This window comes from Sulfurospirillum sp. MES, assembly GCF_000789415.1.
Classification (GTDB): Bacteria; Campylobacterota; Campylobacteria; order Campylobacterales; family Sulfurospirillaceae; genus Sulfurospirillum; species Sulfurospirillum cavolei.
In genome coordinates this window covers 218,201-242,196 of sequence record NZ_JSEC01000001.1, presented here as the reverse complement: position 1 = coordinate 242,196, position 23,996 = coordinate 218,201, and the positions used below count along the sequence as shown (strand labels likewise).

Here is a 23,996-nt window from a genome sequence, read left to right as displayed (position 1 = left end):
TTTGCGTACCGTGCGATACCATTACGGTAGAGCTTACCGTGCCAACGTTTCTATCCAAATGGTATTGAGAAGTTCTATAGCATCACTGATCTCTTCTTCCCTCAGTCCTCCAAACCCCATACGAATCGCTTCCCATGTCTCACCGTACAGATCGCTTGCGCAATAGAGTTTCATACCCTTTTTAAGGGCATTTTCACGCAAACGTTGCAGATCGATCGCAACCGTTGGACGCATGATGATCGCTAAACCTCCACCTTCGCTGATGATCTCGATCTGATCGCCTAGCATGCTTTTGAGTTTATTGCGCATGAGGTCATGTTTTTTACGATTGAGCGTGCGAATCTTACGCAAGTGTCGCTCCCAATGCCCCTCTGCCATAAAAAGCTCTAACGTCTTTTGCGTACTCAGTGCCACGCCACAGCGTTGATGGCTCATCTGACACATCGTGGTGTAGGCTTCCAAGTAACGATGCGGCAAAACGATGTAACTCACCCGAAGAGCAGGAGAAAGTGCTTTGGAGAAGGTTCCCATATAAATGACATTGGCACCGTTTTCCAGTCCTTGCAGTGCTGGAATCGGACGGTTTTGGTACCTCAGTTCGCTGTCATAATCATCTTCGATGATCACTCCTCCCTCCCGTTTTGCCCAGTGCAACAACCGCATACGATGCGTTATGGGCATACTGACGCCTGTGGGGTACTGGTGCGATGGGGTGATGTAAACCATCTTTGCCGTTGTCTGCTCTAACGCATCGATGTTAAGACCACTCGCATTGACCTCAATGGGTGCAATGGCATAGCCGTACTGTTTAAAAATAGTCCCTGCCGCGGGGTATCCGGGATGTTCAACGGCGATTTCATGAAAGTGCGTTTGAAAAAGGGTTGCGATCTGCCGCATCGCATCGCTAGAGCCTGCACAAAGAATGATTTGTGAAGCATCGCAAAGCACACCACGTGAATGCCTCAAGTAGCGTGCTATCTCACTTCGAAGCCCTTCCTCTCCTTGTCTATTCGTGTACGCACCAAAATCGAGCGGTGTTTTCATTGCTTTGATAAAAAGGCGTTGCCACAGTTTGAGTGGAAAGGTGTCTGGACTGAGTCTTGCGGGGAAAAAATCGTAACGAATAGATGGCTCAGATGGCGTCTCTTGCATGGGCGAAGAGAGCGCTGTGGGGGTGAGTTCATGTACGATGTCGGCGACGAAATAGCCGCTTTTGGGCACGCTTTCGATGTACCCTTCGCTGTAAAGTTGCTGATACGCTAGCGAAACGCTGTTTTTGCTGATGGCGTATTGAACTGCCATTTTACGTACCGAAGAGAGTTTGGTGCCTTTTTCGAGCTGATGGGTGACGATGTCGTGCTTGATCGCATCGTAGAGTTGAATGTAAAGTGGCTTATTTTGGTTAAGATCGTACATAACTGACCCTTAAAATATTTCAAAAACTGGCTCTTGTGAAGAGTACAGATTAGGATTATAATACCACAATTTAAATCAAAAGGAGTTCGTATGATTTCAGACACACTCAAACGTGTGATGCAAAAAGAGGGCGTTGTCGCCATCGTCGCTCAAGGCAAAGAGTTTCCCTGCGTTGTCAATACATGGCATTCGTATGTGCGTCTTACTGAAAATAGCTTGATTATTCCTGTGGGTGGTATGCACAGCATCGAAGAGGCATTAAGTCGCGATAACAGAGTTTTAGTGACAGTAGGCAGTAAAGAGGTCGAGGGATTGCATCATATGGGAACAGGATTTTTACTGCGCGGCAACGCCTGCATGATAGAAGAGGGCGATGCGTTTACGGCTGTCAAAGAGAACTACCCGTGGGCAAGAGCGGTGTTGGAAATCAACCTGACAGAAGCAACACAAACCGTTTAGGAGAGAAAGCATGCGAAGAGCTGAGTTTGAAGTGCATGATCCCGCACTCATCGAAGAAGTTTTGAACAGTTGCGAGTATGGAACGCTCAGTCTTGTCGATGGCGACGAGCCTTACGGCGTGCCGATCAATTTTGCGTGGCATGAAAACCGTCTGGGGTTTCATGGATCGCTTGAAGGTCGCAAGATGGACGTCATCGCTAAGAGTGCCAAAGCCAGTTTCAGCGTAGTCAAACCGCTTTCGCTTTTGCCCTCGTATTTTAGCAACACGCGCTCGGCGTGTCCGGCTTCACAGCTCTATATTTCTGTCCATTGTGTGGGGGAAGTAAAGGTCATTTCGGATTTACATGTAAAGTGTGAGATGCTCAATGCGCTGATGCAAAAACTCCAACCTGAGGGCGGGTACGACCCTATCGAAGCGGACAATCCTGTCTACGCAAAAGTGGTTGAACGACTGGGAATTTGTGTTTTAGAACCGACGTCTATGAGCCTTAAAGTCAAAGCCGGGCAAAATCTTACGGAAGAGCGAAGAACACTGTTGGTGGAGAAATTGCGTCAAAGAGACAGTGCGATCGATCGTTTGAGTCTTAAAGTGATCCAACAGCTCAATGAACAACATTAAAGGATAGTGTGTATGCCAAAGAATGAAGGATTAGGGGAGATAACGTGATGTGTTGAAGAATAAAATTCTTACATGTCAAGATGCTTAGGCAAAATTTAGATAGAATTTAATGCATCAAATGACATTGAAGAGGTGATATATGAGTAAAAAATTTAATCTTTTGCATACACATATTAGCCTTGAAGCACTTTTTGAATTAATGCCTGTAGCAATGGTTCTCATCGATAGGTCCGGTCGGAATATTGCCTTCAATCAAAAGCTCAGAACGTTACATGGATTTACACCCAACATTCTTCTTCGACGAAGAGTAAAAGAGTTTTGCCAAAAAAGCGCAGCCAATATTGAACGCGATTTTTATATGCACGATAAAGGCTTAGATGTGCCAGACCACGAAATACAGATAAACAATAAAATTTACCTTGTTGCCGTTAGACCTATCCGAGATAAGAGTGGTTTTGCCGTCGGAGAAATGGCAAGCTTAACCGATATTACGCAACAAAAGAACACTGAAAGAGCACTTGTATTAGCCAATGAAAAACTCGAGTTTCTGGCAAATAACGACCCTCTAACCGGATTGTTAAATACGCGCGCTTACTATACCGTATGTGAACAGATGATTAATATATCTCATCGTAACCATACATCCTTTTCTGTTCTCTTTGTCGATCTTGATCATTTTAAAAATATTAACGACACCTATGGACATAATGTCGGAGATATCGTTCTTAAAGCCGTCTCAAAATGTATCATTGATTTTTGTAGAAAAAGCGATCTTATCGGTCGAGTCGGCGGTGAAGAGTTTTCAATATTCCTGCCTGATACCGACAATACAAGTGCCGTCAATTTTGCCGAAAAACTACGTGCGAAGATAAAAACATAAGTATTACGGCGAGTATTGGGGTAGCTTCAAAAATGACACATCACAAATCTATAACAGATATTCAGCGCGACGCAGATCATGCCATGTATCATGCTAAAAAAAATGGTCGTAATAGGGTTTCATGTTTGCATCACCCCTGCTATGTTGAAGCAAAAAAGGAACTATAAGCTTGTAACGTTTATCTTTACATGTAAAGAGTTGTAGACAAGATTGAGTTAGAATTTAACCAATAAAATTGACATTTAACGGAAGAAAATTAAAAATTTAGTTGAATGAAAGAAAGTTGAATTCTTTTCCAATCTTTCTTTCCATAATTGCCTTTTCCATTAATTAAAATCATATTAGACATTGAGAAGATAGTTTTCTCTTGTGACGAATGTCAAATACGATTTTTTAAAAAATTGACGACATCATGTCTATTATGCATAACTGCAAATTCTTTCAGAGATTTTCCATAAGAAACCTTTTGTGTAATATCAGCTCCTTTTTCAATCAAAATTTTTATCATTTCAAGATTTCCATGCTTAAAAATTGCCAATGCAAGTACTCCGTCTCCTTCTCCATGCTTTTTTTTATTCGGATAAGAGAAAATTGATTCTCTAGGATTTACCCCGTTTTCAAGTAACAAGTTAACTGCTTCTAATTTGTTGCAATTTACAGCAAAATATAAGGGGGAATAGCCTGCTCCAAAAGAATCATATTCAAGTTTATTTGGGCTTGTTCCATTAGTAATAAATTCATACATCTTTGACAAATCACCAAGTCCAGCACATAAATGCAAGTTCAACGATACACCATGTTCAACAAAGATTTTCGCTACAGTTGTTGAATTATCGCAATACAATAGAGCTTGAGCTAGAGGAGTTTCTAATTTATTATTTTTCAATCCTTCAATATTTGCTCCATTATTTAGAAGTAATTTTACTATTGACTCATATCCATGTGTGGCTGCTATACTTAATGGCGTTCTCATAAATTTTTCAGCACTTTTTCCACTACCATCATATGTGTCGTATGTTCCATCCACAAACGCTCCACGCTCAAGTAAAAGCTTGCATATTTCTATATTCCCTTCAGCCGCTGCTATATATAACGGACGACCTTCGTCAAGATCTGCCCCATAGTCTAATAAAAGCTGGACTACATTTAAGTTACCATTCTCTATTGCACACGAAATAGGAAGTTTTTTATAGCTGCTTTTCCCATCATTTCCATATTTGTTAGCGTTAACACCGCCTTCTAAAAGTTTTTTTACAAGTGCAATAGCACCATTCCGTGATGCTTTACAAAGTTCATCAGCTCTATTATCAAAAAGACCAAATAACCCCATTGTATTCCTTTTTATTTTTGTTGTTAGTTTATTATATTATCCATCAATTTACCTACATTTTATGCGTAAAAAGATAGAAGTTGAGAACTAACCTTTTCACTTCAATCTTTACATGTCAAGACTTTTTGACGTTCGCTTTCGATCTCTTTATCGCTTAAGATACCGTAAGGATCACGGTACGGCTCTTTAACATGTAAGGACTTCGACACCTTTGAGAGTGTAGCGACGACACCTTTGATGTCGCTGTTTTCGTCATTGGCAACGTGCACGTCAAAGCCTGCGAGCGTGAGTCCCGCTTGGCTGACATGTAAAGCGGTGGAGGCGACCAAAATGCCATCTAGTTTGAGCCGTTTTCGCAGGTTTTGGAAAAATTCTAACGTCACAAGCGTAGCGTTATTGCTCTCGATAAACGGGTCTGAAAAGATGACGTCGAAGCACTCGTCCAAACGCGTCATCGCATAACGTGCTTCGGCGTTGAGAAATTCAACCTTCGTAAAATCGCCCTCATAGCGTTGATCCGTCAAAAGCGACTCCAGCAATTGTACATGTAAGGCATCCGAAACAACCTTGGCACTTTGGCTCAACAGCAGACGATCGTGGTCGATCGCCTTGACATGTAAGGTGTGTTTTCTGAGGATTTGTGCTACTTTAAGAGCTTCAAGCGTGTTGTACCCCATCCCAAAACCGATCTCCAATAACCTTACGTCGCCTTGTTCCAGCCGCTTTTTTAAACACGATTTTTCCAAAAAAAGCCTTTGCGCTTGAGCGTACGCACCCGCTTTAGGATGGTAATAATCACGGTACATTTCGTTCCAAAAAGTCGTACTTCCGTCTTTTAAGTCTATTTTTTGCGGTATTACACTCTTTGGTGCGCTTTGGTTTTCGATGCGATCGCCTTGAGAGATTCCGCGATACCGCATCGTTTGAGCGACGTATTCACTAAATTGCCCCTTTGCCATATGCCATTTTGGAGCGACCAATTCGCGCTCGGGCGTGTCGGTGGCAAGGCGCACGATCGGTATAGACGAAGGCACGTAACGAAGCAACTCGATCAAGGCTTCGGCATACGCGTATTCGTTTAAAAGCGTGAAGGGCTCTTGAGCATATTCGCGCGCCAAATCGGTGTTTTCGATGATATGCAAATTGTGAAATTTAATGCCATCGATGCCCTCATTCACCAAGCCTTGCAGACTCTCTTTCCACATATCAGGCGTTTCATTTGGCAAGCCGATGATAAGATGCGCATAAACCTTCAACCCTTTTACATGTAAACGTCTGATCGCATCCAAAGAACACGCGACGTCGTGCCCGCGGTTGATGTGCTTCAAACTCACATCGTGCAACGTTTGCACACCCAGCTCCACAACCACGTCTATTGTTTGGTTTAATTCTGCCAAATACTCCAACGTCGCTTCGCTCAAACAATCGGGTCTCGTGCCTACATGTAACGCGCGAAACGGATAGAGCGACAGCAGTTTTTCATACGTCTTTTTTTGCGTAACCAACGACGCAAACGTTCCTGTGTAGGCTTGAATGTAAAGCGCAAAAGACGAGGCTTTGTAACGCCTTTTGGCAAACGAGAGTGCTTTTTGGATCTGCTCTTCCACGCTTTTAGCATCCGCAATCTGCGCGGCGCGCGCTCCGTGTTCGGGGCAAAACGAGCAGCCGCCGCTTCCGTCTTTTTCACGGTTGGGGCAACCAAATTCCACATTGACGGGAATAGTGTACAACGCTTCGCCGTAGCAAGCGCGCATAGACGCTTTATGGCTTAAATACGGAAGCATTTACTTGAAAAGAAATTGGCGCATCTTGGTCAATCCCAAACGCATACCGCTGTAACGCATAATCTTCGCCATCTTTTTCCACACCGGTTTTTCATAGCACGGATTGAGACATTTGCGACAACTGGGTTTGGGTTCTTGCGTGCAGTTTCGAAGCCTCTCATAGGCGTACAAAAAAAGCGTTTCGCACTCTTCGCACAAACGATACGGCACTTCGCATACGTTCTCTTCGTGAAAACGAACCTGTAACGTACCCTCTTTTTTGGGAACGTCGTTGTGTTCTTTATCGCAATGCAATTGTAAAAAACGGTGTAGGGTTTGGCTATCGTTAGCAAGTTTATCGCGCGTCATGATCTCTCTTTGCATGTAAAAATAGATGCTCTAGCAAAAAGCAATAGTATCACAAAATCATTAACGCGGCGTTCTCTTTTGAACTTAACGGTTCTTTTTAAAAAAAGAGCGACCTAAATCGCCCTTTTTCGGAAGGATTATTCGGCTTTTTTCGCGGGAATAATAATGCCTTGGTACGGTCCGAATTTATGTTGATGACGATTTTTTCCGTCATCGTACGGTCCGACGTCGCTATCGGGCACTTTAACTTTTAAATCGGGAAAATCTTTTTCGCGGTTGGCTTTAATATCGCGCGGTTTATCGTAGTTGTTAATATACGCCGCAACGTTATACGCTTGCTCATCGGTTAAAACGCGATTATGATTGTCCGCGCCTAAAGGCATATTGGCGACGATCCAGTCTGCCGCACGAAGCACGCGGTACATACCCGCACCCGTATTGTAACTGTCTTTGCCCCAAAGCGGCGGATACTCGTAACCGTTGGCTTTGCCTTCGCGTTTCACGCCTTGTCCGTTATCGCCGTGGCATGACGCACAATATTCTCGATACACTTTTTCGCCTTTGACCGGATCGGCGGCTTGCTTCATGACCATTTTACGATCTACCTGAGGAAATTCCGCTCCTTCGACCTTAGCACCGACGGGAATGCCTTGTCCTAACCAGTACATGTACGTTACGATCGCACGCATCTCTTTGCCGTTTTCGGGAAGCGGCTTTCCGTTCATACTGCGTCCCATACAACCGTTGACGCGCTCTTCGATGCTACCGATCGTCTCGTCGCGATTGCGGTATTGAGGGAAGTTGGCGAATGTCGCCATAAACGGAGCCGACCATCGTTTCGTACCGGCTTCTTGATGGCATGACGAACAGGCGAGGTTATTGCCCGCATAGCGCATTTTTGGGTCACTCACTTCCGGTCCGATGTATTTGTACGTTTCATGAACGAGAGCCTTACCGTAACGAACGGTATCGCCGAATAAATTGTTGGGAATCGTACTTTCATCCGGTGCCTTCCAATCTTTGACGACGACGGGTTTAAATCCTTTGTCGGCACGTTTATTGAGTTCGCCTACGTCCAATGCAAAAAGCCCGCTTGCATACGTTAACGCCAATGCCGCCGAAACTAAAGATAATCTTTTCATTTCTGCCTCCTTTTAAATTTTTAGACTATCGTAATCATAAACATTTATCGTCAATTTATCGTCAAAAACGCTCAGAGCGTTTTTCGGTATAATACTTTTCATCTTTATAGCAAAAGGAGATGCCATCAAAACCGTTCGCATTTACGCCCTTTTGTTAGCACTTTTTAGCCTATCGATGCTCATCATCGGCTTTTTAATTTATCGAACCAACCACAACCTTTACGTCGAAGACGCCAAAAACAGCGTCGAGAGCGTTTTAAATCTTACCCAAGAGCTGATCTCCCATAAAAAACAACTCGCTCTCAGCGTGGCATTGATGCTTTCTCAAAACGAAGCGATCAAAGAAGCCTATCGGCACGAAGATCGACATGCGCTTTTTACCGTTATTAACCAAGAGATTGTCAAGACGAAGCAGTACCTTCAAATGGAACATATGGAAGTCCAGTTTCATACCAAAGACGCCAAAGCGTGGGTCAGGAGCTGGGACTATGAAGACTACGGTAACGAACTTGCCTCATGGCGCAAAGGCATTGCCTTGCTTCATCAAACGCAAACGCCTTTGGTCGCGATCGAGCTTGGAAAACGCCTCAATATCAAAGCATTGACGCCGATTTTCGATCGGGGCGTTTTTATCGGCTCGTTGGAGGTCATTTTAGGCTTTGAAGAGATCGCGCAAAACCTTAAAAATAAAAAAATCGATTTCGTGGTTTTGATGCACCGCGACTTCTTGGAAATCGGTTCATGGATGAAAGATTTGGAACAAATCAACGATTTCGTCGTCGTGAATAGCAGTTGCCCCGCTTCATGCCACACCGCTTTATACACCATCGCGACGCCCGAAACGTTGGATAAGGGATTTGCGCGCATCGACGGTATGTTATTCGGATTTACGCCGCTCTTTGACATCGAATCCAAACCCATCGGTTACGTCGGCGTTTGGTTTGACGAGTCGCTGCTCAAAGACTCCCTGCTTTTGCGCGCGACGCTAGCCCCTCATCCGCAAAGTATGCATACCAAAACGCTGATGCCCTCTTCCCAAACGACGCAAGAGGTTTTAATTCGATGAAAATTTTACTGCTTGAAGACGACTATGCCTATAAAGAGAGTATTCAAGACTCCCTCGAAGAGATGGGCTACGCCGTAGACGCGTTTGAAGACGGACAAAAAGCGTTGGATGCCCTGTTTGAGAACCGGTACCATCTGGCACTTTTAGACATTCGCGTTCCCAACGTCGACGGCTACGAGATTTTAAAACAAATTCGCAAAGCCAAACTCGATCTGCCGATTATTTTTATCACGTCGCTTACCGACATCAACAACCTCAGCCTCGGTTATGAGCTCGGATGTAACGACTATATCCGAAAACCTTTTTCGCTCAAAGAGCTTCAATACCGCGTTACGCAGGCTTTAAATGCTTACCATATGCGAACGACCCTCGACATCACGCTTTGCCACGGTTTTAGCTATCGCTTGGAAGATCAATCGTTATGGTTTGACGCGATGCAGATTCCGCTGACGCAATACGAGAAAAAACTCCTCTTTTTGCTGGTCAAGAACCGCGGTAATTATATCTCGACCGAAAACATTCATGCCTACGTGTGGGAAGACAAAGCCGTAGGCGACAACGACATTCGTATGTTGGTCAAAAAATTGCGCGACAAAACCGACAAAGAGCTCATCGTAACCGCCAAAGGCATAGGATATAAAATTGAAAAATGCCACGCATAACGTCCTTATCTTTGCCCTTGCCGTCACGTTTCTAACGCTTTTGGTCGTGTTGTTTCCGACGCTCAATTATCTCTCCGCTTCGTTACGTCTTTCGCAATTTAACCAAGAACGCGAATTGCGGCTCTATGCCAAAGAGGTCGAAAAAAGCATTTACGCTATTTCTCCGATGCAAAAAACCTTTATTTTTCCACGTTCGATTCTTTACAAAGGGGCGCTTCTCGATGCTTCCAACCGTATCGTATTTTCGTTGATCGAAGAGCCGATCCCCCTCTTTGAAGACGCTTTTTACAAAAGCGGTCAGTCACTCTTTTACAAACAAACGTTACTGAACAACCCTTTACATGTCAGCTTCCTCGTCGTGCAAAAAGAGCTTTCGTACTCGCAAGTGATTTTTGACATTTTGATTATGATCGGCGTCGTCTTAACGGGGATGTTCGTGATTTCGTTTTTGCTGATGAAGATGCTTTTAAAACCTTACATCGAAACGTCCGCTCGTATGAACCTCTTTTTTACCGACGTGATGCACGAGCTTAAAACACCTTTAGGCATCATGCAACTTAATATCGAAGGACTAAACAGCAAATACAAAGACAAACGCCTCAGTCGCTCTCTAGCGGCACTCTCGACGCTTGCGACGCTTTACGACGATTTGGAGTACCTCATCAAAAACAAAACCATCACCTACACGCACGAATATCTGGATTTTTCGATTTTTTTGGAAGACCGTATCAGCTACTTCGAATCCCTCGCCGCGTCTAAAGAGATTACGCTCTTAGCGACGATCGCTCCGGAGCTGTTCATTACGATGAACCGTATCGAATTGCAACGCCTCATCGACAACAATCTTACCAACGCGATTAAATATTCCCATCCCAAAAGCACGATCGAGATTTTTCTTTATCCCTGCGAAGAGGGTATCGTTTTTGAAGTGAAAGATTACGGTATCGGAATTAAAGAGATCGATAAAATTTTTACGCGTCACTATCGAGGGGATATTTTTAAAGGCGGATTCGGAATCGGTTTGAGTATCGTGAAAAGTATTTGCGATAAATACGACATTGCGATCAACGTCGAATCAAAAGTGGGAGAAGGGAGTCGATTTTCGTATCGATTTTTAAAGAGGGAATCGCTTCCCTCTTAAAAGGCTTACAGACCTGTAACGTTCTCGGCTTGTGGACCTTTTGGACCTTCGCCTAGTTCGTAAGTTACTTTTTGACCTTCGGCCAAAGATACACGACCGTAACCGGTTCTGTTTACTTGGCGAAAGTGTACGAATACGTCTTTGCTGCCATCATTTGGTTGGATAAAACCAAAACCTTTTTCGTTGTTAAACCATTTAACGGTTCCCTCTAATAAAGCCATTCTAAGCTCCTATGTAAAATACACTCCCTCACGGCAGTGGTTGAAAAGTAGAAAATTGAGTATTTTTGGAGTGTTTTAGAGAGCTTTCGAAGAGCCGTGACACAAAACCTACCAAAGATGAACTCGAACCTCATCTTTCTAGAAAAATAGTTTATCTTATTTTTAAAAATAAAGCAAATTTAAACGCACGATTCGCTATACTCTTTGCATGAAACTGACCAAAACCTATACACTTTACACTTTTCTCATCTTAGTATTGACCGTTTTGCTGATGATGGGCGTATGGTTTGGCATCAAAACGGACGAACATCGAAACATTTTAAAAGAGCAATGGAGTGCTTTTGAGAGGTATCAAAGCGTTTTGGAACTCGAAAGCCGTTTGATTCGTAAAACCGTCTACGATTATGCGGCATTAGACGCGCTTCAAGCTTTTATCGTTTCCAACGACACGGCATGGGGACGTTCCCATTTGGAACCTCTTTTAAAACGTTTGGACGTCGACGCGATTTTACTTTTTAATGCACGTAAAGAGTTGATTTACCGCTTCGATACGTCAGCCGCTTATACGATACCCGATTTGCATCGTTTTTCAGCTCAAACGCCTGCTTTCAAAGAATTTTTTTCGTTAGACGCGCAAACGCGACTTAACCAATATTTTTTAGCACCCCTTTACGCTCACAATGCCTCAGAGGAACACCCTATCGGTTTTTTCGTGATCGTACGGCAATGGGATCAGGCATTTTTCCATGAAATCGCTCAATTGACGCGCGCTCAAACCGCAATTATTCCTCCCTTGAGCGACAAAGAACAACTCGAAATGCCGTTTTTGCTTCCTTTAAAAGCCTTAGACGACACGACGGTCGGCTTTTTACGCTTTGAGTATCTCCCCTCGGCATTGATGTTTATGACGGAACTTCAAACCGTTTTATTTACGGCGGGATCGGTGATTCTTCTTGTCGCATTTTTCCTTTTTTTCCTTCTAACGCGCAAAACGTTTTTCATTCCGATTCGCTATCTTTCCAAAGCACTGAAAACAAAACGTTACATGTACATTGCAGCACTTTCAAAACAAAAGCACGAACTCGGCGAAATCGCACGGCTGATCGTCGAACACGACCAGCAATCCCTTCAACTCAACCGCTATACCGAAGCCGTCGATGAAATAGCCATCGTCTCCAAAACGACACCCAAAGGCATTATTACCTACGTGAACGACGCTTTCGTGAACATTTCGGGCTATGCCAAAGAAGAGCTGATCGGCAAACCTCACAATATCGTACGCCACCCCGACAACCCTCCTCAATTTTTTTACGACATGTGGCAAACGCTTAAACACGGACGTACGTGGAAGGGTATTTTGAAAAATTTACGTAAAAACGGGCAAACCTACTACGTCAAATCCGCCATCATACCGATGCTAAGCGCCAAAGGCGAGGTCGAGGAGTTTATTGCGATTCGCTACGATATTACGGACCTTTTCGAACAAATGGAGCATCTCAAAAAAGAGAACGTTTTGGATCTTCCCGGACGTAAAATGCTTTTTGAATCCGTCGAGCAATGCCTCGATCCTCATCTTGCCATTTTAAATATTTGCGGCTTTCGCGATATTAATACCCTGCACGGACAAGCATTTGGGGACTCGGTTCTGCAACACCTCTGTTTTAAAATCAAAACGGCACTGACGCAATGTTTTCAGCTTTTCTACCTCCAAGGCGATGAATTTGCCCTTTTATGTTGCGAAACCCTCTCCTACGACGATTTTCTTCAAAAATGCGACACTTTGTTGACACGCCTGAACGATGAAGGACTCATCATCGCAGGCAAGCACTATGCGATCACGCTTCGTATGGGCATCGCCAACGGTAACGACTATACCTACAATCGAGCGGAAATCGCTCTGGAAGAGGCACGGAAAAGCCACAAAGCTTTAGTCGTCTACGACGATAACGAAGGTTTTTCCAAAAAACTTCAAGGCGACATCGCATGGAACGAAACGCTACGCGATGCCTTAGTGCACAACCGTTTTACCGTCTTCCTCCAAGAGATCGTCCCTTTAAACGATACGGCGGAGCGAAAAAAATACGAAGTGCTGATCCGACTTATCGACCGCAACGGAACGATTATCGCGCCGTTTCACTTTTTAGATTTGGCAAAACGCATGCACGTCTATCACCAACTAACGCGCTTTGTGATCCAAGAAGCGATCCAAGCGGCATTAGAACTTCATTGCGACGTCTCGATCAATCTTGCCAAAGAAGATATTCTCAATGTCGAAATCGCTTCATTTTTGCTATCGACGCTCCATCACTATCCGATGCTGAAAAAGCGTATTACGATCGAGCTGCTGGAGAGTGAGGGTATCGAGAATTCGCCCGAGGTCAAAGCTTTTCTGCAAACGGCACGGGCGGAAGGGTGTTTACTGGCAATCGACGATTTTGGCTCCGGATACTCGAATTTTGAATACCTCTTACAGCTTCAAGTGGATTTTATCAAGATCGACGGTTCGTTGATTAAGAACATCGATACGGATAGCAATGCCTACGAAACCGTCAAAGCCATCGTCACGTTCGCCAAAAGCTTGGGCATTCAAGTCGTTGCGGAATTTGTTCATAAACACGAAGTCTTAACGCGCGTGAAAGAGTTAGGCATCGACTTTGCACAAGGATATTATCTGCATGAACCCGCCCCTAAAACCAAACTCTAAAGTATACGAAGCGTTAAAACGCTTTTTGATCGTCGTCGAAAACGAAGACTTTGTCGAAGGTCATGAGGTTTTAGAGCCTTCGTGGCATGCTTTTAAAAAACTGCCCGAATCGCTCAACGATGCTTTAATTTTAAAAGGATTGATTAACGGTGCTACGGCATTGGCATTGGCGAAAAAAGGCAAAATTGAGGGAGCCAAGCGCGTTTGGACGACGTTTGAGAAATACACCCCGCTGATTGAGCTCTCTACTTCGGAACTAACGCCCTACTATCGCCAAGCATGTCGCTTACTGCAACATAAAAAACGTTTTGACATGTAAGGCTTTTAAGCGCGTTTATAGTACCACGAAAGCGTATCTTCTCCGATGGTTTCGCAATAACACAACTCTAAACCTTGCGGTAAAATCAACGCTTTTCCCTCTTTGGTATGCGGCGAGCGAAAAATCAAGTACCATTGAACGCTCTGTTGTACCGCATCGAGCATGCCCTGAGCACCCTCGATCATCACCATACGGTACGCATCTAACGCTAGCTCCTCCGAAATGCTTACATGTCGATTCGCAACGCTAAAAAGCGGGATACTGTGATCCCATGTTTTGTGATGTGAATAGATCAAAATATCGGGAGCTTTTCCTTGAACCAACCGTGCATCCAAAATCGGACGATCGACGCGTACCGTATTTCCGCCGATCACTAAAAGATCGCAACGATCGCGAAGCGCATGCACTCTTGTACGAGATTCCAAAGAGCTAATCGTTCCGCCCGTCGCAACGCCGTTGGCGCTCAACGCCACTTTAAAAAAGAGAAACGGCCGTCGATGAAGCTGACATGTAAAAGGTGCCAACAAACGATCGCATGCCTCTTTTTCACACCCGTATTCAACTTCAACACCGTATGTTCGCAAATAAGCCCCGCCGCCTTTGGCTTGTGTGCTCTCGTCGTAAGAACCGATAACAACGCGTTTGATCCCCAACGTTTGAATCAAATGCGAACACGGAGGCGTTTTTCCGTAATGATGACACGGCTCTAGCGTGACATGTAAGGTTAAAGGGTGAAATAACAAACGGTGGTGAAGGATTAAATAGTCGTGAATTTCTTGCGAATCTTCAAGAGCGTTTATCGCGTGATCGTGCGTCAATGCGACGTACGCTTCTTTAAGCGCGATCACTTCGGCATGAGGAGAGCCTGCTCGAACGTGGGCACCGATACCTAAAATAGTACCCGCATCGTCGCTGACGACGGCTCCGACGGCAGGATTAGGGAAGGTAAGAATCTGATACGCCCAAGCGGCTTTTAAAGCCTTTTGCATCAAAGGCGTATCACACGCCCTTACCATTCAAAATACGTTCGGGCTTTTTCGATCGATTCTAAAGGAATGCGTCTTACGTCATTATCGATACGAACCGACACAACGCCGTTTTCATACGCCTCCAACACTCCGACCATTTTTTCTTTATCGTTTAATTTCAGCTTGACTTTTTCACCGATCGAAGCGGCAAAATGTTCGGGTTTGACCAACTTACGCTCGATACCGGGGGAACTGACCTCAAAAAAGTATTCGCCCTCAAGCGGCGGTTCCAAATCAAAAATCGGCGATAAAATGCGGCTAATCTCTTCGCATTTATCCAAACCGATGCCCTCTTTTGAGCTAATGTAAATACGAAAAATTTTCTTGTCGAATTCGCTTGCGACTTCCGTATCGTATAAAGATACGCCGCAACTTTCGACGATTTTTGTAATTTGTTCTAGATTAATCATCGCTTTTAGTACCTTTTTTCAACTCTTCTTCTACTTTGGCAAACAGTGCATCCATCTTCGTGTAGCGTTCTAAACTATCATCAAAACGAAAACGAAAATTGGGACAACGAAACCAACCTTCCGTTTGCATACAATGGGTTTGAATATGCCTTTTCACGCGCTCAAGATGCGATAAAATATAGCTTTTTTCTTTTTCGTCGTACACCGAACCGTCTAAATAGACGATTGCGTCGTATTTTCCGCGACTGCATTCCACGTCCACGACGCAAACACCGCGTAAGAGCTCATCGTGAAGCGTGCATAAAGCCTCTGGAATCAGCTCTCGTAAAACGCTTTCGGTACGTTGGATTTTAATACTTTTATCTATCATAATTTCGCTTTTTCTTCAACCTCTTTGAAGCTTTCGATGTAGTCGCCGACCTTAATATCGTTGTATCCGTCGATGCCTACGCCGCATTCATACCCTTTGCCGACCTCTTTGACATCGTCTTTGAAACGTTTCAACGATGAAACGCTTCCTTCAAAAATAATAACACCGTCGCGAATAACGCGAATTTTCACGCCGCGATTAATCGTACCGTCCGTTACGATACAACCCGCAATCGCTCCAAGCTTCGGAACCATAAAGACTTCTCGAACCATCGCTTGACCGATATTCTCTTCACGAATTACCGGAGCCATCATACCCGTTACGAGATTGGTGACGTCATCGATCAGGTCGTAAATAATACTGTATGTTTTAATTTCGACGCCCGAACTTTTCGCCTTTTCTTTCACCGGACCCGTCGGTCGTACGTGAAATCCTAAAATAACACAGTTGGAGCTAGCACTTGCCAAAGCAACGTCGCTTTCGGTGATACCGCCGATTCCCGCACTGACGATATTGACTTTGGTCTCGGCATTACGAATTTTTTCAAGGCTTCCTTTGATCGCTTCAAGGCTTCCTTGAACGTCCGCTTTGATAATGACCGGTAACGTTTTCAACGCGCCCTCGGCAATCATATCGCTTAATTCGTCAAGGCTCACTTTAGTCGATTTGGAAAGCTCTTTTTGGCGGAGGTATTCCGCTTTTTTCTTCGCATACTCGCGCGCTATTTTATCCGTTTTAACGCTGATGAGCGTTTCGCCCGCACCGGGAACTTCGCTTAAACCTAAAACAACGACGGGCTCGCCCGGTTTTGCCTCTTTAACCGAAATACCTCTATCGTTAAGTAAAGCTTTCACTTTACCGAAGGCAATACCGGCAACGACAATGTCGCCGACGCGCATCGTACCGTCTTCGATCACGACGGTTGCCACGGGACCTCGTCCTTTTTCCAACGAACTTTCGATAACGGTCGCTTTAACTTCACGCGTAGGATCGGCTTTAAGCTCCAATAAATCGGCTTGCAATAAAATCACTTCCAAAAGTTCTTCGATTCCCATACCCGTTTTAGCCGAAACCGGAACAAATTCGTGTTCGCCGCCCCAATCGATCGGCGTAATGCCGAGTTCTGCCAATTGCGCTTTGACTAAATCGGGATTGGCGGATTCTTTATCCATTTTATTGACCGCAATAATAATCGGTACGTTTGCCGCTTTGGCATGTTCGATTGCTTCTTTGGTTTGAGGTTTAACTCCGTCGTCTGCGGCAACAACGACAATAACGATGTCGGTTACTTTCGCACCGCGTGAACGCATTTCGGTAAACGCTTCATGCCCCGGAGTATCGATAAACGTGATATTGCGTCCGTTTTTCTCGACCATATACGCACCGACGTGTTGCGTAATTCCGCCTGCTTCTCCGGCAGCGACTTTTGCGTGTCGAATATAATCCAAAAGCGACGTTTTACCGTGATCGACATGTCCCATAATCGTGATGACCGGAGCGCGTTCTACTAGATGCTCATCCATGCCCTCTTGCTCTTCGTCGTAAGCTTTAACGTAATCAAATGCCTCTTGATCGTTGACGGTCGTCACGTTAATACCGAAAGTTTCGGCCAAGATTTCAATCGAGTCTTTATCTAAAAAGTCGTTTTTCGTAAACATGACGCCCAAAGAGAACAACTCTTTAATGACTTCACCGACCGGTTTATTGATTTTTTCCGCAAATTCGTAGACACGAATCTCTTCGGCGATTTCAATCGCGCTGATCGCTTCGCTTTCTTTAGCTTGTACCGGACGGCGTCTTCGTTTACGTCCTTCTCTTTGAATGCTTTGCATCACAAAATTGGTTTTTTTCGTCGTACGAATTTGGCTCGGGTCGATCTGCTTTTTCTTTTTGACCTCTTCTTGGATATTTATTCCCATATTGAGATCCGGAAGAACGATCATCTCCTCGTCCTCGGCATCGATATTCGTATCCGCCATTTCGATATTAATCGATAGGTCTAATTTTTCCGCATTCGTTTTCTTCTCTGCCGGACCTTTTTTAACTTTCTTTTTCTTTTTTTGCATTTCGCTTTGTAAACTACCGGAAGCAAACATCGCTTCGATGCTTTTAGGCGCACTTTTAAAAGATGCTCCGTAAGATACGTTTTCATCTTCGTCATCGGCTTCGATTTGCTTCGTCTCGGGGCGCTTTTTCTTAACGATGACAAGGCCTCTTCGTTTACGCACGTTGGTCGGGTCGACTTTTTCTTCGCCCTCGTCGTCTTCGCTTACGACGTCGGTTTTACCTTCGTTAGGAAGCTCTTTAGGCATAACGCTTGCAGGTGCAATCCCTAATTCGCGCTCTTTTTCTTTCAATGTTTTGGTTTTAGGCTGAGGCATTGTCTCGACCGCTTTGGGGGCTTCGACCGGAATTTCTTTTTTCTCCGGTTTTTTCTCTTCAACCGGTTTGGTAGGAGCCGCGGATTTCGTCGTTTGTGCACCTTCGCCCGTTAAAATATAGTTGGCTAATTTTTCGGCATCTTCCGCGCTAATGGAGCTTGCATGCCCTTTCACGTCTAGTCCGATATCTTTGGCTTTTTCCAAAATATCTTTATTATTCATGCCTAATTCTTTTGCTACGTCGGTAATACGAACTTTATCCATTCGACCCTGTCTCCTTAAAAATTTTACCAAATTCACTTAATGCTTGGTGGTGAGTTTTGCATTTATGGTTGAGTACTTTTATAACTTTTTTCTCATTTTCTTTCATACATGTTTCGCAGAGATAAAAGCTCCTTCCGTTTCCCGAAAAAAGCACGAGTTCGCCCTTAAACTGTTGAAACCGTCGCAACGCTTTTTGTTCGATGCGCGTTCTGCATACAATACACATTCGGATAGGTTGACTCATTTTTGCGCCTGATTATATCAAAATTTAGCTGTTTTTCAGCTTTGTAGAATTTGAAAACCGCCGTTATCCAGCTCAAAAATTTCTACTCGGAACGATTCAAAACGATTTTTGAGTGCCTGCGCTACTTTAGCGGCGTTTTCTTGCTTGACTAAACTGAAAAACGAAGAGCCGCTACCCGAGAGCGTACTCATTAATGCTCCGTTTTGAAGAGCGACTTCTCTGACCTCAAACAACTCTCTTAATTGACGCATCCGGCGATGTTCGTGCATGCAATCTTTGGATGCCGCTCGTAAAACATCCCAATTTTCGCTAAAAAAAGCGGCACTCATTAACGATGCCCGAGAGAGATTGTAAACGACGTTTTTCATCAAATAGGATTTCGGAAGTAAGGTTCGTGAGTGCGCCGTCGACATCGGACGATCGGGAATGACCATAACTGCTCGTAACTGTGAACTCAACTCTTTTTTGAGTGTTCTGACTTTCGCGTTTTCGACGATAGAACTTGTAAAACCGCCGTATACGGCAGGTGCGATATTATCGGGATGGGTTTCATAGAGAATTGCTTTGTTCAAAACGGCTTCACGCGACACTTTAATACCCGCCATACTATACGCACTCGCAATGGCTCCGACGATAACGGCGGAACTGCTTCCAAGACCGCGCGAAAAGGGGATACGATTGTAAAATTCAAAACGAAACGGGTCTTTTTTCCCGGTTATTTCTTGGTAAATTTCATAAAAAATAGAGACAAAAATATTGTTGCTTTTGAGTTTGGCATTTTCTTCGCCCTCTCCTTTAACGGAGATACTTTGATAACGTGAGGGTTTAATCGTCACTTCGTTGTATAAGGCAATCGCAAGCCCTAAGCAATCAAACCCCGGTCCTAAATTCGCACTGGTTGCGGGTATACAAATTTTCACCTATTTTCTCCTAAACTGCCGGTAACATGTAAAGCGGTTCCGTCTCCTCGCCGAAGAGCGAAACATCGAGCAAAGTCGGCAACGTAAACGGTTGCGTCACGGGCTCGTCGAGACGGACAGTTGAAATCGTGTCGTTTTCTTTGATGAAATAAAGATTGCGCATCGCTCGAATCGGCGCAGAGCCGTTCAATGCAAAACCGTCGCATGCCAAAAGAGGAATTTGCAAACCGATGCTCATCGTTTTTAAAAAAATATAGCTGATTTTTATCGCCATAAAACTTCCGGGGCCTCGGGCAAAAAAGAGTCTTTTCGGTACGTAGTTTTTTAATACAACGTCAAAAAGTGCAGGCAATGCATCGCTTGTTTGTTCGTTCGATTCGTATGTTTGAATCAAACGATTGTTTTCGTATACGCCTATATAAAGAGGAGACGCTAATGTTATAACGACGATGTCGACCGATGTTTTTATGCAAAAACCTTTTCGAACGCTTGCGCTTTTTCGTCACTCAACGCTCTGACTTCATAATTACTCGGATCCCTTAAAATCGCTTTGGTTAATTCGTGATTGAGATGGTGGCTTCCGGCGAAAGAGGTATAATTTCCCGCAAAAGGCGAACCTAAAAGCGATAAATCGCCGATAGCGTCCAAAATTTTATGACGCACGAATTCATTGGAAAAGCGAAGTCCTTCGGGATTTAAAATCTTATGCTCATCCATAATAACGGCATTGTCTAAAGAACCACCGAGTCCGAGTCCTCGTGAACGCAACATCTGCACGTCTTTGAGAAAACCGAATGTTCGAGCTTTGGCGATCTCTTCAAGAAAATTTTTCTTGCTAAATTCAAAACTGTACGATTGTCGTCCGATAGAAGGGTGGGAAAATTCGATTTCAAAACTGTAATGAGGCGTTAAACTCGGACTCACGCGTACGAATTTTTTACCATCACTTACTTCGACTTCTTTTTTGAGGATCAAAACGTTTTTCGTCACGTCCAATTTACGAATACCCGCTTCGTCCAACATCATGCAAAAGCTGGCGCTACTACCGTCCATCACGGGAACTTCAGGACCGTCCAATACGACACGCACGTTATCGATACCGTAGGAATAGATTGCCGAGAGCAAGTGCTCAATCGTCGAAATCGACCCGCTTGCGTTACCGATGACCGTAGCCATTTGCGTATTAACGACGTTTTCGGGCTTAGCCTGAACCAACAAACCGATATCGCTTCGATAGAATACGACACCGCTGTTTGCTTCTAGGGGTTCTAAGCGGATTTGAATCGGTTCGCCCTTGTGTAATCCTATGCCTAAGCTACTAATCGCTCTTGCGAGTGTCGTTTGCTTCACACTACTTCCTTTATTTCTAACGCATGATCGCGTATAACGATTTTTTGCAATACGTTGGCTCGAATCTGTTCGCTATCCACGATTTGGCCGTTGAAGATCAAGTGCCCCCTTGGACCGATTCCGCTTAAGACAATGTATTCGCCGTCACACTGCACTAATCCGTCTATCATACCATAAATACTCATACTCTCTTCACAAAAGACTTTTGCGCCGCTGTTAATGCGTCCGAAAATAACCGTCGGAAGCGTCTCGTGCAACTCTTCACCCGAACGAATCGTTCTATCGTAAAGCTTTACTTTACGCTGTTGCGTTAATTCGTGCGACTCTTTAGATAAAGGTTTTTCGTCACATGTCTCTTTTTGGGACGGCTCTTCTACGGCTACCGCTTCTTTTTTAATCGACCCGAATCGAATACGGCACTGATTAATCTCTTTGTAACACACACCGCTTTGTTCTAAAACAAAGGCGATTTTCGGTGTTATTTCCCCTTCGATAAGCAAAAAGAATTCCTTCAAAAGAGGACTGTTTTTTCTAAAATATTCTAAAAAAGCACTCTCGTCGTCGATTTCGATATGAAATACCCGAACGTTCTTTTGGGTTACTTTCATCGATCGACCAACTTCTTCGCGGCATCGATCACGTTAAAGACGCTCTCTTTAAGCCATTGCTCGTCCATCCACTCTTCGGGTCTTACGTCTACGCCTTGCACGTACATGCCAAAATGCAAGTGATCTCCCAATGCCAATCCCGTCATACCGGTTTTTGCGATCGCATCGCCTGCTTTAAGCGCATCGCCTTCTTTCACGAGGAAACTAGAGCAGTGACCGTAAAGCGAATAAACCCCCAAGCCGTGATCGATAATAATATTGTTGCCGTAAATACCGTTCTCACGCGCTAAAACAACAACGCCGTCGTTGGAAGTTTGCATCGTCGCTTGAGCATTGCTCGCCAAATCCAGTCCGAGGTGATAGGATTCGCTGGTCGGTTGTTTTTGGTATTCGTAAAAACGATGATCTCCAAAGCTTGCAACGACTTTACCGTTACGCAACGGATAAAACGGCTTTAAGAAAAATCCTTGAACCGGCGTCGTGGGTACTTTGGAAGTTACGTTTAAGATCAACTCTTCATTACCGCCGCGCATGGTTTCGTTAACAAATTTAAATTTTTCCAAACGATCTAAGCTCGAGCGCTCCGGTGCCATTTCGGCGACCAAATCGGCAATTTTACCGTCCAAGAAACGATCTTCCAATTGAATCGTCGAAGTGCGGTATTTACGATCTTGTAGAAAATAGGGAATATGCGTTTTCGTGATATTTCCGGCGCGATCGATTGCGACGACCGAGGCACTAAAGTTTTCGACTTGCGTCGGCCATGCGACCAAAGAGAGATAATACCCTTCTTTGTAAAAAGGCGTAGGATAGAATTTTTTGCCGAAATTCGTCTCGATATAAAGCGACTTCATCGCTTCGTCTTGCGCTTTAAAAACGACGACGGCGGCACCGCCCTTCATAATTTTATACGAACTTCCCGCTATCGTCACTTCCGGGCGTTTGGTGTCGACTTTGACGATTGCTTTGACATGTGCGGCATTGCCCGCAAAAAAGTTCCATTTGCTTCGATCGATCGCTTCTACGGTTAATTCAAACAGTTTTTTATTAGCACCGAAGCCGGTTTTAGGGAACGTGACGTTCAAATCAAGAAGAGCCTCGGACGTTTTTAGCTCTTTACTTTCCAAATCGACGCTTTTTTCACCGTCGAATAACGAGACTTTCACACGTTTTAATCCGCTTTGATCGCTAATTTGAATATGAATAGGATCTTTTAAATTCCATTCGATCTCTTTGGGTAAATTGACTTGCGGTGCATCTCTTTCGAAAAGGCTTGAGTTAAAAACATACGCTACGCCGCCGACTAAAATCAAAAAAATCATCCCTAAGCTTAATGCCGCTAATGAAAATTTACGTTGTCGTTTCATACCTCAGTAATCCTTTTAATTTTTGCTACGATTTCGTCCCGCAATACCGTCGGATCACACGAGGGCACCTCAAAACCGGCTGCGGTTTTATGCCCTCCGCCTTGATACTCCAACGCAATTTGCGAGACGTTAATATCTTTACTTCTTAACGAGACTTTATAGCCTCCCTCTTTCTCTTCCAAAATCATAATCGCACTGGTCACGTTAACGATGCTTCGCAACATGTTGATGATATTTTTCGTATCGTGCCGCTTTGCACCGGTCGATTCCAATGCCGCTTTATCAAAGATAATCGTGGCAATCGTGCCGTTTTCATGCAAATCAAAATGATTTAACATGTAGCCGTAAAGCCTGATTTTCGATAAAGGTTCTCTTCGTTTTACTTTCGAAGCGATCTCTTGCGGATTGGCTCCGCATTTGACAAGATGCGATACGATCGAAAACGTTAATGCGTCCATATCGCCGTAGAGGAAAAACCCCGTATCATCGGCAATCGCCGTATAAAGGCATATTGCGCACTCTTTGCTTATCTCGATTTCGTTAGCTTTGAGAAGCTCGTAAACGACCATTCCGGCACTCGTAAAACGATCGACCACAAGGTTCATTTGCCCGAAATACCGATTGGTGATGTGATGATCGATGTTAATGATTTCGTAATCACCCTTGGGTAATTTCAAACGATCTCGCGTCGAACAATCGCAACTGACGACCAAATCAAATGTCTTCGGCAACACGTGCTTTGTTTTCGCAAAACCGGGTAGAAAATCGTACACTCTAGGCAATTCGTTATTGGTATTGTAATGCGTTACTTTTTTTCCGACGCGCGTCAATACGTCGTACAAAGCTAACGCACTGCCCAACGTATCTCCGTCGGGATGCACGTGGGAAACAATAACGATATGATTGGCTTCGAGCATTCGCTTCCACGCCTCTTGATACATCGATAAACCACCTTGAGATAAA

At 44.3% G+C, this 23,996-nt stretch carries 24 protein-coding genes and 1 pseudogene; 8 read left to right on the top strand and 17 right to left on the bottom strand.

What is annotated here, in order from left to right; all coding sequences use genetic code 11:
* Positions 1–33 precede the first annotated feature (33 nt).
* Positions 34–1,416 (bottom strand): MocR-like pyridoxine biosynthesis transcription factor PdxR, encoded by a 1,383-nt coding sequence (gene pdxR, locus OA34_RS01265; RefSeq protein WP_039672019.1) that lies wholly within the window; start codon positions 1,414–1,416, stop codon positions 34–36.
* Between the two features lie 90 nt (positions 1,417–1,506).
* Here pdxR and OA34_RS01260 point away from each other — a divergent pair, with 90 nt between their 5' ends.
* The 3 genes and pseudogenes from OA34_RS01260 to OA34_RS01250 all read left to right on the top strand — a co-directional run bounded on the left by OA34_RS01260 (position 1,507) and on the right by OA34_RS01250 (position 3,541).
* Positions 1,507–1,875, top strand: a complete 369-nt coding sequence (locus tag OA34_RS01260) for a hypothetical protein (protein ID WP_039672018.1) — start codon at positions 1,507–1,509, stop codon at positions 1,873–1,875.
* A 10-nt stretch (positions 1,876–1,885) separates the two neighbouring features.
* Positions 1,886–2,494: a pyridoxamine 5'-phosphate oxidase family protein gene (locus OA34_RS01255; RefSeq protein ID WP_039672017.1), complete on the top strand. Its 609-nt coding sequence runs from the start codon at positions 1,886–1,888 to the stop codon at positions 2,492–2,494.
* 139 nt (positions 2,495–2,633) lie between these two features.
* Positions 2,634–3,541: pseudogene (locus OA34_RS01250) on the top strand (sensor domain-containing diguanylate cyclase).
* Positions 3,542–3,753: 212 nt separating this feature from the next.
* Here the strand turns inward: OA34_RS01250 and OA34_RS01245 are convergent.
* The 4 genes from OA34_RS01245 to OA34_RS01230 form a co-directional block, all read right to left on the bottom strand.
* On the bottom strand, positions 3,754–4,704 hold the full coding sequence (locus tag OA34_RS01245) for an ankyrin repeat domain-containing protein (RefSeq protein WP_039672015.1): 951 nt from the start codon (positions 4,702–4,704) through the stop codon (positions 3,754–3,756).
* Between the two features lie 101 nt (positions 4,705–4,805).
* On the bottom strand, positions 4,806–6,458 hold the full coding sequence (gene mnmL, locus OA34_RS01240; RefSeq protein ID WP_286682784.1) for a tRNA modification radical SAM protein MnmL/YtqA: 1,653 nt from the start codon (positions 6,456–6,458) through the stop codon (positions 4,806–4,808).
* Between the two features lie 30 nt (positions 6,459–6,488).
* Positions 6,489–6,836, bottom strand: a complete 348-nt coding sequence (locus tag OA34_RS01235; RefSeq protein WP_039672013.1) for a nitrous oxide-stimulated promoter family protein — start codon at positions 6,834–6,836, stop codon at positions 6,489–6,491.
* Between the two features lie 137 nt (positions 6,837–6,973).
* Complete coding sequence (locus OA34_RS01230; RefSeq protein ID WP_039672012.1) at positions 6,974–7,978, bottom strand: c-type cytochrome; 1,005 nt, start codon at positions 7,976–7,978, stop codon at positions 6,974–6,976.
* A gap of 175 nt (positions 7,979–8,153) precedes the next feature.
* Between OA34_RS01230 and OA34_RS01225 the strand changes: the two genes are divergently transcribed.
* The 3 genes from OA34_RS01225 to OA34_RS01215 are packed head-to-tail and all read left to right on the top strand — an operon-like array spanning position 8,154 to position 10,847.
* The gene (locus tag OA34_RS01225; RefSeq protein ID WP_286682783.1) at positions 8,154–9,044 is read left to right on the top strand and encodes a cache domain-containing protein; all 891 of its coding nucleotides are present in this window, start codon (positions 8,154–8,156) and stop codon (positions 9,042–9,044) included.
* A complete protein-coding gene (locus tag OA34_RS01220; protein ID WP_039672009.1) occupies positions 9,041–9,706 on the top strand; it encodes a response regulator transcription factor in 666 nt (221 codons plus the stop codon). Before OA34_RS01225 ends, OA34_RS01220 begins: the two co-directional genes overlap by 4 nt.
* Positions 9,687–10,847, top strand: a complete 1,161-nt coding sequence (locus tag OA34_RS01215; RefSeq protein ID WP_039672008.1) for a sensor histidine kinase — start codon at positions 9,687–9,689, stop codon at positions 10,845–10,847. The genes OA34_RS01220 and OA34_RS01215 overlap by 20 nt, the downstream gene beginning before the upstream one ends.
* 5 nt (positions 10,848–10,852) lie before the next feature.
* On the opposite strand, the gene OA34_RS01210 is transcribed toward OA34_RS01215, so the two are convergent.
* On the bottom strand, positions 10,853–11,068 hold the full coding sequence (locus tag OA34_RS01210; RefSeq protein WP_039672007.1) for a cold-shock protein: 216 nt from the start codon (positions 11,066–11,068) through the stop codon (positions 10,853–10,855).
* A gap of 208 nt (positions 11,069–11,276) precedes the next feature.
* Between OA34_RS01210 and OA34_RS13415 the strand changes: the two genes are divergently transcribed.
* On the top strand, positions 11,277–13,772 hold the full coding sequence (locus OA34_RS13415) for an EAL domain-containing protein (protein ID WP_286682782.1): 2,496 nt from the start codon (positions 11,277–11,279) through the stop codon (positions 13,770–13,772).
* The gene (locus OA34_RS01200) at positions 13,744–14,091 is read left to right on the top strand and encodes a DUF309 domain-containing protein (protein ID WP_039672006.1); all 348 of its coding nucleotides are present in this window, start codon (positions 13,744–13,746) and stop codon (positions 14,089–14,091) included. Before OA34_RS13415 ends, OA34_RS01200 begins: the two co-directional genes overlap by 29 nt.
* 5 nt (positions 14,092–14,096) lie before the next feature.
* Here the strand turns inward: OA34_RS01200 and ribD are convergent, their stop codons facing one another.
* The 11 genes from ribD to OA34_RS01145 all read right to left on the bottom strand — a co-directional run bounded on the left by ribD (position 14,097) and on the right by OA34_RS01145 (position 23,974).
* A complete protein-coding gene (ribD, locus tag OA34_RS01195; RefSeq protein WP_286682781.1) occupies positions 14,097–15,107 on the bottom strand; it encodes a bifunctional diaminohydroxyphosphoribosylaminopyrimidine deaminase/5-amino-6-(5-phosphoribosylamino)uracil reductase RibD in 1,011 nt (336 codons plus the stop codon).
* Positions 15,101–15,529, bottom strand: a complete 429-nt coding sequence (locus tag OA34_RS01190; protein ID WP_039672005.1) for an LSm family protein — start codon at positions 15,527–15,529, stop codon at positions 15,101–15,103. Before OA34_RS01190 ends, ribD begins: the two co-directional genes overlap by 7 nt.
* Positions 15,522–15,899, bottom strand: a complete 378-nt coding sequence (gene rbfA, locus OA34_RS01185; RefSeq protein WP_039672004.1) for a 30S ribosome-binding factor RbfA — start codon at positions 15,897–15,899, stop codon at positions 15,522–15,524. The genes OA34_RS01190 and rbfA overlap by 8 nt, the downstream gene beginning before the upstream one ends.
* Positions 15,896–18,544, bottom strand: coding sequence for a translation initiation factor IF-2 (gene infB / locus OA34_RS01180; RefSeq protein WP_039672003.1), 2,649 nt, complete (start codon positions 18,542–18,544; stop codon positions 15,896–15,898). The genes rbfA and infB overlap by 4 nt, the downstream gene beginning before the upstream one ends.
* The gene (locus OA34_RS13875) at positions 18,537–18,770 is read right to left on the bottom strand and encodes a YlxR family protein (protein ID WP_353681533.1); all 234 of its coding nucleotides are present in this window, start codon (positions 18,768–18,770) and stop codon (positions 18,537–18,539) included. Before OA34_RS13875 ends, infB begins: the two co-directional genes overlap by 8 nt.
* Positions 18,771–18,823: 53 nt before the next feature.
* Complete coding sequence (gene thrB, locus OA34_RS01170) at positions 18,824–19,708, bottom strand: homoserine kinase (RefSeq protein ID WP_039672001.1); 885 nt, start codon at positions 19,706–19,708, stop codon at positions 18,824–18,826.
* A gap of 10 nt (positions 19,709–19,718) precedes the next feature.
* Entirely contained in the window at positions 19,719–20,102 is a 384-nt protein-coding gene (locus tag OA34_RS01165; protein ID WP_254376827.1) for a hypothetical protein, read from the bottom strand.
* A 71-nt stretch (positions 20,103–20,173) separates the two neighbouring features.
* Positions 20,174–21,058, bottom strand: coding sequence for a UDP-3-O-acyl-N-acetylglucosamine deacetylase (lpxC, locus tag OA34_RS01160; RefSeq protein ID WP_039671999.1), 885 nt, complete (start codon positions 21,056–21,058; stop codon positions 20,174–20,176).
* Complete coding sequence (gene minC, locus OA34_RS01155) at positions 21,055–21,666, bottom strand: septum site-determining protein MinC (RefSeq protein ID WP_039671998.1); 612 nt, start codon at positions 21,664–21,666, stop codon at positions 21,055–21,057. The genes lpxC and minC overlap by 4 nt, the downstream gene beginning before the upstream one ends.
* Positions 21,663–23,033 (bottom strand): peptidoglycan metallopeptidase Pgp6, encoded by a 1,371-nt coding sequence (pgp6, locus tag OA34_RS01150; RefSeq protein WP_039671997.1) that lies wholly within the window; start codon positions 23,031–23,033, stop codon positions 21,663–21,665. The genes minC and pgp6 overlap by 4 nt, the downstream gene beginning before the upstream one ends.
* Positions 23,030–23,974, bottom strand: a complete 945-nt coding sequence (locus OA34_RS01145) for a DHH family phosphoesterase (RefSeq protein ID WP_039671996.1) — start codon at positions 23,972–23,974, stop codon at positions 23,030–23,032. Before OA34_RS01145 ends, pgp6 begins: the two co-directional genes overlap by 4 nt.
* Between the last annotated feature and the right edge of the window lie 22 nt (positions 23,975–23,996).

Coding starts and splice junctions, on each gene's coding strand:
- pdxR (WP_039672019.1), bottom strand. CDS start 1,416: ATGTACGATCTTAACCAAAATAAGCCACTTTACATTCAACTCTACGAT.
- OA34_RS01260 (WP_039672018.1), top strand. CDS start 1,507: ATGATTTCAGACACACTCAAACGTGTGATGCAAAAAGAGGGCGTTGTC.
- OA34_RS01255 (WP_039672017.1), top strand. CDS start 1,886: ATGCGAAGAGCTGAGTTTGAAGTGCATGATCCCGCACTCATCGAAGAA.
- OA34_RS01245 (WP_039672015.1), bottom strand. CDS start 4,704: ATGGGGTTATTTGGTCTTTTTGATAATAGAGCTGATGAACTTTGTAAA.
- mnmL (WP_286682784.1), bottom strand. CDS start 6,458: ATGCGCGCTTGCTACGGCGAAGCGTTGTACACTATTCCCGTCAATGTG.
- OA34_RS01235 (WP_039672013.1), bottom strand. CDS start 6,836: ATGACGCGCGATAAACTTGCTAACGATAGCCAAACCCTACACCGTTTT.
- OA34_RS01230 (WP_039672012.1), bottom strand. CDS start 7,978: ATGAAAAGATTATCTTTAGTTTCGGCGGCATTGGCGTTAACGTATGCA.
- OA34_RS01225 (WP_286682783.1), top strand. CDS start 8,154: ATGCTCATCATCGGCTTTTTAATTTATCGAACCAACCACAACCTTTAC.
- OA34_RS01220 (WP_039672009.1), top strand. CDS start 9,041: ATGAAAATTTTACTGCTTGAAGACGACTATGCCTATAAAGAGAGTATT.
- OA34_RS01210 (WP_039672007.1), bottom strand. CDS start 11,068: ATGGCTTTATTAGAGGGAACCGTTAAATGGTTTAACAACGAAAAAGGT.
- OA34_RS13415 (WP_286682782.1), top strand. CDS start 11,277: ATGAAACTGACCAAAACCTATACACTTTACACTTTTCTCATCTTAGTA.
- OA34_RS01200 (WP_039672006.1), top strand. CDS start 13,744: ATGAACCCGCCCCTAAAACCAAACTCTAAAGTATACGAAGCGTTAAAA.
- ribD (WP_286682781.1), bottom strand. CDS start 15,107: ATGGTAAGGGCGTGTGATACGCCTTTGATGCAAAAGGCTTTAAAAGCC.
- OA34_RS01190 (WP_039672005.1), bottom strand. CDS start 15,529: ATGATTAATCTAGAACAAATTACAAAAATCGTCGAAAGTTGCGGCGTA.
- rbfA (WP_039672004.1), bottom strand. CDS start 15,899: ATGATAGATAAAAGTATTAAAATCCAACGTACCGAAAGCGTTTTACGA.
- infB (WP_039672003.1), bottom strand. CDS start 18,544: ATGGATAAAGTTCGTATTACCGACGTAGCAAAAGAATTAGGCATGAAT.
- OA34_RS13875 (WP_353681533.1), bottom strand. CDS start 18,770: ATGTGTATTGTATGCAGAACGCGCATCGAACAAAAAGCGTTGCGACGG.
- minC (WP_039671998.1), bottom strand. CDS start 21,666: ATGAAAGTAACCCAAAAGAACGTTCGGGTATTTCATATCGAAATCGAC.
- pgp6 (WP_039671997.1), bottom strand. CDS start 23,033: ATGAAACGACAACGTAAATTTTCATTAGCGGCATTAAGCTTAGGGATG.
- OA34_RS01145 (WP_039671996.1), bottom strand. CDS start 23,974: ATGTATCAAGAGGCGTGGAAGCGAATGCTCGAAGCCAATCATATCGTT.